Here is an 11,654-nt window from a genome sequence, read left to right on the forward strand (position 1 = left end):
GGCCCCCGGAATCCGCAACACGGGCCCCGGGAAGTGCAACACGGCGTTGTCGGGTCAGTCGCGGAGCTGTCGTCGCAGGAGTTTTCCGGTGACGGTCTTGGGCAGCTCGTCGCGGATCTCCACCTGCCGCGGGTACTTGTACGCCGCCATGCGCTCCTTGCAGAAGGCGACGAGCTCGTCGGGTTCGACGGAACGGCCGGGCCGCAGGCTGACGAACGCCTTCACCGTCTCGCCGCGGTACTCGTCCGCTACGCCCACGACCGCGGCCTCGCGGACGGCGTCGTGTTCGTACAGCACGTCCTCGACCTCGCGCGGCCACACTTTGTAGCCGCCGGCGTTGATCTGGTCCTTCTTTCGGTCGACGAGGTAGAACCAGCCGTCGGCGTCCATGTAGCCGACGTCGCCGGTGTGGAGTTCGCCGCCGGGCAGGGCCGTCGCCGTCTCCTCGGGCTTGTTCCAGTAGCCGGGTACGACCTGCGGTCCGGACGTCACGAGTTCGCCGACCTCTCCCGGAGGCAGGTCGCGCCCGTCCTCGCCGACGACGCGCACGACGGTGTCGAACACCGGCACGCCCACGGACAACGCACCGGACGTCGGGTCGACCGGCGCGTCGGCACCTCTCGGCACGCCGTGCGACGGCGACGTGGTCTCGGTGAGGCCGTAGACGTTGTTGATGTAGTGGCCGAAGGTCTTCTGGAACGCCTTGACGGTGCTCGGTGGGATCGGGGCGCCGCCGGAGTACACGTTCGTCAGGCTGGCCAGCGCGTCCTTGTCGGCGTTCGGGGCGTTCATCAAGGCGATGAACACAGTGATCGACCCGGCGGCGAACGTGACCCGTTCGTCCCGGATCGTCTCGATCGTCATCTCCGGGTCGAATCGGTACAGCAGCACCAGCGGAGCCCCGGTGAGCAGGGACAACGCGACGTGACCGATCAGTCCCGTGATGTGGAACAGCGGTGCGACGCCGAGGATGACGTCGCCCGAGTCCATGCCGATCCAGTCGCGGAAGGTCTGCGCGTTGAACACCACGTTCCGGTGGGTGTTCATCGCGCCCTTGGGCGGACCGGTCGTGCCGGAGGTATAGGTCAGGAGGGCGACGTCGTCGGGCTGCAGCCGCACCGCCGGAGGCGCGGTACCCCGGAACCGCTCGAGCATCGTCGACATGTCGATGGTGCCGTCGCAGTCGATGCGTTCGATCCCGCCGAGCACGCGCTGGTCGCCGCGCGTCTGGTACTCGAGCTCCGAGGTCGTGACCACGGTGCGCACGTCGGTGCGTGGCAGCACGGAGCACGCCACGTCGCGGTACAGCCCCTCCAGGCACACCAGCACGCTCGCACCGGAGTCGGACAGGATGAGCTCCAGTTCGCGCTGACGGTTCATCGGGTTGACCGACACCGCGATCCCGCCCGCTTTCCACGTGCCGAGCTGGGCGATGACGAACTGCGGCACGTTCTGCGCGTAGATCGCGACCCGTTCGCCCGCCGTGAATCCCGTGTCGGCGAGGCCCGCGGCGAACGCGTCCGACAGTTCGTCCAGCTCCCGCGCGCTGATACGACCGTCGAAGTAGCGGATCGCGTCGCCGTCGGGATCGCGTGCGACGGCGGTCGCGAACATGTCCACCGTGTTGTCGAACTCGATCGTGAGCCCGCTCGGCAGCCCCTCGGGGTAGAGCCCGAGCCACGGCTTCTCGTCGTAGACACCCATGAGCTCAACGGATGGCGATGGGGTTGACGGGCGAGCCGGTGCCCTGCACGACCTTGAGCGGCGCCGCGGCGTACAGGAAGCTCCACCGGCCGTCGCGGGCACAGGCCTCGGCGAGGTCGTCGAGCCAGATCACTTCGCTCAGTGTCACGCCGAGGTTGCGCATCAGGGCGCAGTGCAGGGGAAGCATCACGCCGCTTTCCGGGTCCTTCGTCACCTCGTTCGCGATCGTGTCGGTGACGAGGCTCGGGATCTCGGTGTCCCGGAACCATTCGACGAGTTCGCGGGAATGCGTCAGGCCCGGTTCGTTGAAGTCGGCGTAGAACTCCTCCGGCGTGGTCTCGTACCAGTACCCGATGAAACCGGTGCGGATGAGCAGCACGTCGTGTTTCTCGATCGTCACGCCCTGGCTATCGGCCGCCGCGAGCAGATCGCGGTGGTCGAACGTCTCACCCTTGTCGAGGTGGTCCTTGCCGCGGTGGCGGGCCATGTCGATCAGCACGCCCCTGCCGACGACGCCCTTCTCCGCGATCGGCAGCACCGACGCCTTGTCGAGTCCGCCCACGGTGGTCTCTGCGTCGTAGCCGTTCCAGATCTTGCCGTCGTACCAGACGTGGCCGAGCGCGTCGTACTGCGACGACCCCTGGAGGAAGATCTTGGCGACGTCGTCGGCGTAGTGCAGACCGCCCGGGAAGTTCGGTGCGTCGTCCTTTCCGGGTCTCCAGCTGGATTCGTCGAGAATGTTCTCCCTGTCGATGCTCTGCCTTCCGGGGAAGACGGGGTCACCCTTCGGGTGGCCCATTTGCGCCTGCAGGGTGAAAACCTCGCCGGATTTCACGTGCCGGATTCCGCGGAGGACTTCACCGGCGTCGAGATAGTTGAGGCAGCCGACCTCGTCGTCGGGGCCCCACTTGCCCCAGTTGGTGGGTGCGTCCTCACCGAGGACGTCTCGCATCGCAGGTGCTTCGGTCATCGGTCAGCTCCTTTGCCGCCGTCGGCCAACGCCGGCCGATGGTGCGGCCGGGCGTGAACAGGTGTCAAGGTTGGACAGTCGGCGCGAACGTCACCGCGCGGCAGCGATTTTCCGCCGTGTGAGGGAGAATCGGCAGGCAGGCCGGGAACCCGTGGTGACCGCTCGTACAGCGATCCGCAGACGAGGTGGTGGCGATGCTGACCGTTCGTACCTATCGACGCGGCGATCGGGTCGCGTTGCGCGAGTTGTTCGCGTCCGCGGGTCGCGGCTCGCCGACCGAATCGCTGTGGGGCGATCCCGCGTCCGAGGCCGCCGTCTACCTCGACCCGTACCTCGACGCCGTGCCGGACTCGGTGTGGCTGGCCGAACGCGACGACCGGCTCATCGGCTACCTCGTCGGCTGTCCGTCACCCGATCTGATGCCGAGTGAGGACGCCAGACTCGCCGCAGCGATCCGGCAACACCGCCTGCTGAGGAACCCCACGGCCCGCCGGTTCTTCGTCCGCAGCGTGCGGGACATGGCCGTCGCCACGTTGCGCCGGAAGCGGACGGCCGGGGAGTTCCACGACGAGCGCTGGCCTGCCCACCTGCATCTCGACGTCGTCGAGTCCGCGCGTGGCAGTGGTGCGGCGGAAGGGCTGGTACGGCACTTCCTGTCGCAGTTGAAGGAGCAGGGCGTGCCGGGATGCCACCTGCAGACGGTCCAGGAGAACGAACGCGCGGTCCGGTTCTTCCGCCGGATGGGCTTCACGCCGCACGGCGAGGTCGCGGTGGTGCCGGGCGTGCGTCACCGGGGCGGGCCGGTGCATCAGCTGACGATGGTGCGCACCATGGAGTGAGCCGGGACGCGTCAGCTCGTCAGGCGTATGTCGAGCGCGCCGAGGTCGGCCTTCGACAGGCCGCCGTCGAGCAGGAAATCGGGCATCCGCAGGTGGGAGACAGTGGCGGCGACGGAGTCCTCGATCGTCGTGCCGTGGTCGGCGAGCAACCCGGTGACGGCGGCGAGCTGGTCGCCTGCGCCCATCGCGTCGAAGCGGGGTTGCAGGCGCCCGTAGCTCAGCAGGTAGTCGGCACAGATCTCGTCGGTCGTCGCACCGGCGAACGTGAGCAGTACGAGCGCCACGAGGCCGGTCCTGTCCTTGCCGCCCGAGCAATGGATCGCCACGCCACCGGGAGCGGCCGTCGCGACCGCGCGCACCGCGGCGACGACGGCGTGCCCGTGCTCGTCGAGCATCGCGGTGTAGTGCAGCGGGGAGGCGAGTCGGTCGATGCGCCGCCAGCGGTCGTGGAACGGAGTGCCGACCGGCTCGACCGGCATGCGGACCGTCGTCATGCCGTCGGGCCGGGGCGCATCGTCGGGCGTGCGCTCGCAGGGGTCGCGCAGATCCACGATCGTGCGAACGCCGTGGTCCCATGCGGCCGTCCACCCCGCGCCGGTGAGCGTCGACGGTTCCTCCATCCGGACGACGGCGCCCGGCGAGACGCGTCCGAGCCCGCCCAGGTCGCGCACGTTCACACAGCCGTCCCAGGTGAGGTTCCTGTCGTAGGCAACGCCGTTGGTCATATGCGGGGGACGCACGGCACCGCGTGCGGGTTGAGTGGGCGGTCGGCTCACAGCGTCGCCTGCAGCAACCGGGGCGACACGGCGAATCCCCGGCGCTGGTAGGCGGTGACGGCACGTTCGCTCGAATGCACCGTCACCCATTCGAGAGCCAGTTCCCGCGCCCGGATCAGGACCGCCTCGATGAGCCGGTCGCCGTGGCCCGCCGACCGGTGTTCCGGCTCGACGTAGACGCACTGCAGATCGCCGGCCGCCCGGCCGGTCGACCGCGGCGACGGCACCCGCGGCTGCAACGCCAGCCATGCCATCCCGATCACCTCGCCGGCAACCTGCACCACCAGCGGGTGATGCGTATCGGGGCGGGCCCGTGCCCACGAGACGAACGCGTCGACGAACTCGTCCCGGGTCGTGGCCGGTTCGTCCCCGCGGTCGATCACCCAGCGCCAGCGCATGTCGGCCAGCAGGGGCAGTTCGTCGTCCCGGGCGGTGCGGATGCTCGATTCGTCCATGGACGGCATTCTCTCGGGCAGTTCTCTCGGGCACCGGGGTTCGCGGCGCCGGGTTGGCGGCACCGGGGTTCCGGCACCGGGGTTCGCGGCGCCGGAATTGTCGGACCCCGCACGTAGCGTCGCCGTCGACATCGATGTCGACGGCGGAGCCGAGGAGGGGCGGTCGTGGTGAACGGCGAAGGTGTGGACGACGGGACATCGCCGGGCAGGCTGCAGGGCGGCAGGCTGCAGCGCGGCGGTCTGCCCGGCGGCGGTCTGCAGGGAAAGGTTGCGTTGGTGGCCGGCGCGACGCGGGGTGCGGGCCGCGGTATCGCCGCGGCACTCGGCGAGGCGGGGGCGACGGTGATCTGCACCGGCCGCAGCTCCCGCGCGGGCAATGCGGCATCGGACTACGACCGTTCCGAGACGATCGAGGAGACCGCGGAACTGGTCACCTCACTGGGTGGCGCGGGTGTGCCCATCCGGGTCGACCACCTCGAACACGACCGGGTGCGCGCGCTCGCCGACCGGGTGCGCGGCGAGTTCGGCCACCTCGACGTGCTGGTGAACGACATCTGGGGCGGCGAGGAACTGGCGGGGGACCCGGCGCAGTGGGATACGCCGATCTGGCGTCTCGACCTCGACGCCGGGTTGCGCATGCTGCGGCTCGCCGTCGAAACACACCTGGTGACGTCGCATTTCCTGCTGCCGCTGCTCATCGAACGTCCGGGTGGCCTGCTCGTCGAGGTCACCGACGGCACCACGGAGATCAACGCCTCGTCCTACCGGATCTCGGTGTTCTACGACCTGGCGAAGGCGTCGGTGAACCGGCTCGCCTTCTCGCAGGGACACGAACTCGCATCGCACGGGGCGACGGCCGTCGCGGTCACGCCGGGTTGGCTGCGGTCGGAGATGATGCTCGAGCACTTCGGCGTCACCGAGGACACCTGGCGCGACGCGCTGAACCCCGAACGCCCCGACGGGCCGGTCGCACCCGCTGACTTCGCCACGTCCGAGACGCCGAGGTTCGTCGGGCGCGGCATCGCAGCCCTGGCCGCCGATCCGGAGCGTGCCCGCTGGAACCAGCGGTCCGTCACGGCGGGCGACCTGGCGCGCGAGTACGGCGTCACCGACCTCGACGGCACGCAGCCCGACGCCTGGGCGCGGTGGTGACATCGACAGAGGCGCGGGTAGGGGGCGGGGCCGGGCGACTCCCGGCCACCACGGGTCACGGCGGCAGGAACCGCTTCGCCAGGCCCGGCGCCAGCCAGGGCTTGCGGCCGTAGGCGAAGACCTTCCCGGTGAGCGCCGCGTGCGCCGGGTTGCCGCGCCCGTAGACCAGCAACAGCCACGTCGCCGGGCGGGCGGAGACGCGCACGTCGGGGCGGCCGCTTTCGCCGATGGTCAACGCGCCGTCGCGGAACGCGTAGATCTGCATGGGGCCGCCGCGGAGGCGCACGTGATACGTCGCCGTGTGACCCGCCGCGGCGTCGTGGTCGATCCAGCCGGGCATGATCTGGTGCATGCCGGTCAGCACCATCGGCACGTGCTCGGGGTCGATCGGCCACGACCTGCCGAGGGCGGAGGCGATGTCGTGGCCGTGCACGATGAACTCGCCGATCAGCGTGCCGAGCGAACGGTCGACGCGGATCTCCTGGTCGCCGTCGAACATCATCCGCGCGTCCGGGCCGAGCTCGTCGATCGTGGCGAGGAAGTCGTCGAGGTCGGCGCGCAGCATGCCCGCGAGGGTGCCGAGGTCGCCGGTGGGCAGCGAGGCGATCTGCTCGTCGTTGAACGCGGGCAGTTCGGCCGCGCGCGACGGCCACGTTCCCCGCCCGCGTGCCAGGTCGCGGTAGCGCCGCGGTTCCATCGCGACGTGGCCGAAGACGTCGGCGATCGTCCACGGCGGAGTCGCCGGCACCGGGACGGCCGGGTCGACGATCGACAGGGCGAGGTCGATGAACTGCCTCGCAACGGTTCGGGCCGCCTCGGCCGTGGGTTCCACGGTCGGTTCGAGCATGGCTGCGGGACTCCCGGTTGCCGGTGGACACGGCGTCGTGAACTGCCCGAACCGTATCGAACGCGCCGGGAGCGGACTAGGGTCGCCGATCACGCCGAGGACGAACGAGGAGATGATTCCGATGTCCGATATGGACACCGTCGACGACCAGGGCCGGACAGAGCCTCCCCTCGACGGCGGGGAGGAGGATCAGTTGCTCGGCTTTCTCGACTACCAACGGCAGACGCTCGAGTGGAAGTGTTCACGGCTCGGAGCCGACGCCCTACGGGTGACGACGTCGGCCTCCGCGGTGACGTTGGGCGGGCTGCTCAAACACATGGCGTTCGTCGAGAACCACTGGTTCTCGCGCAGGCTGCACGGCTTGCCGGCCGAGCCGCCGTGGGACGCGGTCGACTGGGGCCGCGATCCGGACTGGGAGTGGCGTAGTGCCGCGGATGACACACCGGAGCTGCTGCTGGCCCTGTGGAAGGACGCTGTGGACACCTCGCGCAGGCTCACCGCGGAGGCCCTCGCCGAGGACGGCTTCGAACGGCTCGCCGACGCGCCCTGGCCGGACGGCCGCGCGCCCAACCTCCGGTGGATCGTGCTGCACATGATCGAGGAGTACGCCCGCCACAACGGCCACGCCGACCTGCTGCGCGAGTCCATCGACGGCGAGACCGGCGAATGACTCGCACGGGAGCACTGCATCATCTCGAACTGTGGGTCGGGGACCTCGCCGCGGCCGAACAGGAGTGGGGCTGGCTGCTCGGTGAGCTCGGCTACGCGTGTGCGGACCGCTGGCGTGACGGCCAGAGCTGGCATCACCCGACGTCCGGCTACGTCGTGTTGGAGGCGGGCCCGGACCGCGCGGGTGACCACGATCGGCTGCGCGCGGGCATCAACCACGTCGCGTTCTGGGCCGGTGCGCGCTCCGACGTCGACCGGCTCGCCGCCGAAGCGCCCGACCACGGCTGGCGGCTGTTGTTCGCCGACCGCCATCCGTACGCGGGCGGCCCCGACCACTACGCCACGTTCCTCGAGAACGGCGAGGGCTTCGAGGTCGAACTCGTCGCGGAGGCGTGACCCCGGAAGCCGCAACACGGGCCCCGGAAGCCGCAACACGCGCCCCGGGATCCGCAACACGGCGGTGGTGTTCGTCGGACCGGCGGTGGTCAGGGCGGGGTGTGCGGCGACGGACTCACCCGGGCGGGTGAGTTTCGTGGGTGTGCGTCATCGGCGGCCGCGGGGGCGCTCCTTCCCTGTGCGCACCCTCCCCTCCCCCAGAGGGCGCGCCGGCGCCGGCCCTTGGACCCCCAGCAAGGGCCGGCGCCCCCGTTCTCTCCCCGTCCCCGCCGCACCCCCACCGCGCCCCCCCCCAACGACGTCGCTGCCGCCACTGCGCCCACGCTGCGTCCGGTGGCACCCCGGTAGCTTCCCTCCGCCCGGACGATCGCGCTCCGGTGAGGCGCCCGCGGGCGTTTCGCGGGGAAGTGGCGGCAGATGCGGCCGAGGTGCGCACAGCGTGACCGCGTTGTCGCCGCGTGTCCTGCTCACAGTGCTCCGACCGGCACAGAGGTACATGTCACAGTGTGTCACCGGATAGCCCGCGTATCGTTGACAGCCGCCGAAAAGACCTGGTCACCGTGTCAACCCGCAGTAGTCCGCGCTCGGCCGAGACGCCGTCGAGGGGCTAGTGTTCCTGTGCGCGGCCACTATCCTGGCGGCCAGGTGCGCCGGGAAGTCTGGTCGGCAATGGTCTTTACCGCTGCCTTCCCTGGAGTGTGAATGTCGCAATCGTCTTCCCACGACTACGACACGTTCGGTCGCGGATCGTGGTCGGAGACCCGCCGTGTCGGTGACATCCTGCGCAAGGAGACCGTCGGCGGCGCGCTGCTGATCATCGGCGCCGTGCTCGCGCTGATCTGGGCGAACTCGCCCTGGTCCGAGGCGTACCAGTCCATGGTGACGTACAAGATCGGCCCCGAGTCGCTGCACCTGGATCTGACGATCTCCCACTGGGCCGCCGACGGCCTGCTGGCGATCTTCTTCTTCGTCGTCGGCCTCGAGCTCAAACGCGAGTTCGTCGCCGGTGACCTGCGGGACATCCGCAAGGCGATCGTGCCGGTCGTCGCCGCGGTCGGCGGTGTCATCGCTCCGGCCCTGATCTACGTCGCCTTCAACGTCGGCGGCGCGATGGAGGGCTGGGCCATCCCGACGGCCACGGACATCGCGTTCGCGGTGGCCATCCTCGCGGTCGCCGGGCCGTTCCTGCCCGCCGCGCTGCGCATGTTCCTGCTGACGCTCGCGGTCGTCGACGACCTTATCGCGATCATGATCATCGCGATCTTCTTCACCGACGACCTGGCGATCGTTCCGCTGCTGCTCGCGCTCGTCCCGCTGGGCATCTTCACGTTCCTGGTGCAGAAGCGGGTGCGCTCGTGGTACCTGCTGCTGCCACTCGCCATCGTGACCTGGGCGCTCGTCCACGCGTCCGGTGTGCACGCGACCATCGCGGGTGTCGCGCTCGGCATGGTCGTTCCGGTGATCCGCAGCGAGAAGGCGGGAGGCCCGAACGCCGGTCCCGGCCTCGCCGAGCACTTCGAGCACCGCTTCCGCCCGCTGTCGGCGGGTGTCGCCGTGCCGATCTTCGCCTTCATGGCGGCCGGCGTGCCGATCGGCGGGTTCTCGGGCCTGATCGAGTCCTGGCAGGAGCCGGTTTCGCTGGGCGTCATGACCGGTCTCGTGCTCGGTAAGACCATCGGCATCGTCGGCGGTACGTGGCTCGCCACGAAGCTCACCGGGGGCCGCATGGCCGAAGGCCTCAACTGGGTCGACGCCGTCGGACTCGCCCTGCTCGGCGGTATCGGCTTCACGGTGAGTCTGCTCATCGGCGAACTCGCCTTCGGTGCAGGTACACCACAGGACGACCATGTCCGCATCGCGATCCTCTCCGGTTCGATCCTGGCCGCCCTGCTGGGTACGGCCGTGCTCCGGGCACGCAACCGCGTGTACAAGCGGATCCACGAGTTCGAGAACCGCGACGAGGACGCCGACGGCGTGCCGGACGTCTACCAGACCGGACGCGACGACTCGTCGACGTGACCGTAGGCCTCGGCCCCGGGGAATCCGCATTCCCCGGGGCCGAGGTGTGTCTGCGGCCGGGTGTGTCGGGGGCCGGGGTGTGTCGGGGGCCGGGGTGTGTCGGGGGCCGCTCCGCCTCGCACCGCTGCGTCGCCGCAACGTTCGCCGTCGGCGGCCCGGTCCGGCACACTCGCGGGGTGACGACCGACAGCGCGCGTTGGCAGCGGTACTGGGACGAACACGCCGGCGACTACGACCGGCAGATGACCGCCTGGGACCGCAGGCTCGTCGGCGATTCGCGCACCTGGGCGGTGTCGCGGGCGCGGGGCGACGTGCTCGAGGTAGCCGTCGGTACCGGCCTCAACCTGCCGCTGTACCCCGAGGGCACGCGGCTCACCGGCATCGACATCTCCTCTGGCATGCTCGACCGCGCGCGAAGCCGGGCTTCGCAGCTCGGTCGTGACGTGGCCCTCCGGCAGGCGGGCGCCGAGCGGCTGCCGTCACCGGACGCGTCGTTCGACACGGTGGTCTGCACCTTCGGGCTGTGCGCCATCCCCGACCACGACGCCGCGCTCGGCGAGATGGCGCGGGTGCTGCGGCCCGGTGGGCGGCTGATCCTCGTCGACCACGTCGCGGGCAGCTCGCGGGTCGTCCGGTTGCTGCAGCGGCTGTTGGAAACCGTCACCGTCCGGCAGGCGGGCGAACACTTTCTCCGCAGGCCGTTCGAGCTGCTCGCTGGCCACGGCTTCGACGTCGTCGAGCGCGAGCGGTTCAAGGCGGGCCTCGTCGAACGGCTCGTGGCCACGGCGGGCCCCGTCACATCGCCCTGAGTACAGGCAGGAGCTGTTCCTCCTCGTGATCGAGGTGGCGTTCGAGTGCGTCGGCGAGCCGTTCGACCTCGGCGCGCGCGGTGTCCCGGGACTCCTCACGGACTGCCGCCTGAATCGCGGTCGTGAGGTCCGCGACCGCTTCGTGTTCGCGGCGCAACCGTGCGAGGGTGGCGGCCAGTTCCGGATGCCTGGCGCCGATGGCCTCGAACAGGCCCTTGTCCTCGCCGACGTGGTGGTTGTGCAGGCCCTGGCACAGCGTCATGCAGTTGACCCGCAGCTGCACCCCCAGCGACGGCCCCGACCCGGCCAGCTCCTTCTTGATCAGCGCGAGCTCACGTCGGAAGCCGTCATGGATGCCGACCAGCACGTCCGCGAGCGAACCACCGCCGGGCGGGCCGTCGGAGGCGGGCGACAGCGCGACGACGGGCAACACCCGTGAGGTCTTGCGCTGGTAGTCGTCGAAGCCGGGCTCGGCCTCGACGAGGCGGGCGAACACCGTGTCACGCTCCTCGCCGTCGAGTACCTCGGCGTGGGCGTCGTAGGTGAACGTGCCGTCCTCGACGGTCACGCTCGGGTCGGCTCTGATGTTGTGGAACCAGTCGGGGTGCTTGTCCGAGCCCGCGGCGGACGCGACCACCAGCAGGCGCCGGCCGTCCGGGAAATAGCCCAGCGGACTGGTGTGCCGCAGGCCGCTCTTCGCGCCGGTCGTGGTGAGCAGCAACAGCCTGGCGTCGGCGAACATGCCGCCGACGCGGCCCTGGTTGCCGCGGAACTCGTCGATGACGGATTGGTGGAAGTTCATGTACGCACTGCTTTCGGAGTGAGGGTCGAGGATGCGAACCGTCGAAAAGCAGTGCGTCGCGGCGGGGCCCGAGGTGGCGAACAGCTCCGGGCCCGCCACGCGATCACGTGGTGGCCGGGAACCTCTCTGGTGCGTGGCCACGCATGGCCGACCCGGCAGTCACCGGCCCGACGTTAGCGGAAGCGTTCCGCGGCGCGCAACGCTCGCATCCGAGCG

General features: G+C 70.2%; 12 protein-coding genes. 6 read left to right on the forward strand and 6 right to left on the reverse strand.

Going from position 1 to position 11,654, the window contains the following annotated elements:
* Positions 1-54 precede the first annotated feature (54 nt).
* Entirely contained in the window at positions 55-1,704 is a 1,650-nt protein-coding gene (locus FHS23_RS05160; protein WP_183648515.1) for a class I adenylate-forming enzyme family protein, read from the reverse strand.
* A 4-nt stretch (positions 1,705-1,708) separates the two neighbouring features.
* The gene (locus FHS23_RS05165) at positions 1,709-2,674 is read right to left on the reverse strand and encodes a cyclase family protein (protein WP_183648518.1); all 966 of its coding nucleotides are present in this window, start codon (positions 2,672-2,674) and stop codon (positions 1,709-1,711) included.
* 194 nt (positions 2,675-2,868) lie between these two features.
* Here FHS23_RS05165 and FHS23_RS05170 point away from each other — a divergent pair, with 194 nt between their 5' ends.
* The gene (locus FHS23_RS05170) at positions 2,869-3,513 is read left to right on the forward strand and encodes a GNAT family N-acetyltransferase (protein ID WP_183648521.1); all 645 of its coding nucleotides are present in this window, start codon (positions 2,869-2,871) and stop codon (positions 3,511-3,513) included.
* Positions 3,514-3,524: 11 nt separating this feature from the next.
* Here the strand turns inward: FHS23_RS05170 and FHS23_RS05175 are convergent, their stop codons facing one another.
* Positions 3,525-4,238 (reverse strand): tyrosine-protein phosphatase, encoded by a 714-nt coding sequence (locus FHS23_RS05175; RefSeq protein WP_183648524.1) that lies wholly within the window; start codon positions 4,236-4,238, stop codon positions 3,525-3,527.
* Positions 4,239-4,285: 47 nt separating this feature from the next.
* Complete coding sequence (locus FHS23_RS05180; RefSeq protein ID WP_183648527.1) at positions 4,286-4,744, reverse strand: GNAT family N-acetyltransferase; 459 nt, start codon at positions 4,742-4,744, stop codon at positions 4,286-4,288.
* Between the two features lie 255 nt (positions 4,745-4,999).
* Here FHS23_RS05180 and FHS23_RS05185 point away from each other — a divergent pair, with 255 nt between their 5' ends.
* Positions 5,000-5,896, forward strand: a complete 897-nt coding sequence (locus FHS23_RS05185; protein ID WP_221219189.1) for an SDR family oxidoreductase — start codon at positions 5,000-5,002, stop codon at positions 5,894-5,896.
* Between the two features lie 55 nt (positions 5,897-5,951).
* Here FHS23_RS05185 and FHS23_RS05190 read toward each other — a convergent pair whose 3' ends face one another.
* Positions 5,952-6,743 carry a maleylpyruvate isomerase family mycothiol-dependent enzyme gene (locus tag FHS23_RS05190; protein WP_183648530.1) on the reverse strand — a complete coding sequence of 264 codons (792 nt, stop codon included), beginning with the start codon at positions 6,741-6,743 and terminating at the stop codon, positions 5,952-5,954.
* A gap of 121 nt (positions 6,744-6,864) precedes the next feature.
* On the opposite strand from FHS23_RS05190, the gene FHS23_RS05195 reads away from it, so the two are divergent.
* The 4 genes from FHS23_RS05195 to FHS23_RS05210 all read left to right on the forward strand — a co-directional run bounded on the left by FHS23_RS05195 (position 6,865) and on the right by FHS23_RS05210 (position 10,636).
* Positions 6,865-7,413 carry a DinB family protein gene (locus FHS23_RS05195; protein WP_246381336.1) on the forward strand — a complete coding sequence of 183 codons (549 nt, stop codon included), beginning with the start codon at positions 6,865-6,867 and terminating at the stop codon, positions 7,411-7,413.
* Positions 7,410-7,808 (forward strand): VOC family protein, encoded by a 399-nt coding sequence (locus tag FHS23_RS05200; protein ID WP_183648533.1) that lies wholly within the window; start codon positions 7,410-7,412, stop codon positions 7,806-7,808. Before FHS23_RS05195 ends, FHS23_RS05200 begins: the two co-directional genes overlap by 4 nt.
* 702 nt (positions 7,809-8,510) lie before the next feature.
* On the forward strand, positions 8,511-9,827 hold the full coding sequence (gene nhaA, locus FHS23_RS05205) for a Na+/H+ antiporter NhaA (protein WP_183648537.1): 1,317 nt from the start codon (positions 8,511-8,513) through the stop codon (positions 9,825-9,827).
* 176 nt (positions 9,828-10,003) lie between these two features.
* Positions 10,004-10,636: a class I SAM-dependent methyltransferase gene (locus FHS23_RS05210; RefSeq protein WP_343053651.1), complete on the forward strand. Its 633-nt coding sequence runs from the start codon at positions 10,004-10,006 to the stop codon at positions 10,634-10,636.
* Here the strand turns inward: FHS23_RS05210 and FHS23_RS05215 are convergent.
* Positions 10,623-11,438 carry a nitroreductase/quinone reductase family protein gene (locus FHS23_RS05215; protein ID WP_183648550.1) on the reverse strand — a complete coding sequence of 272 codons (816 nt, stop codon included), beginning with the start codon at positions 11,436-11,438 and terminating at the stop codon, positions 10,623-10,625. The two genes, FHS23_RS05210 and FHS23_RS05215, sit on opposite strands and share 14 nt — an antisense overlap.
* Positions 11,439-11,654 lie beyond the last annotated feature (216 nt).

The organism is Prauserella isguenensis (assembly GCF_014191605.1).
Lineage (GTDB): Bacteria > Actinomycetota > Actinomycetes > Mycobacteriales > Pseudonocardiaceae > Prauserella > Prauserella isguenensis.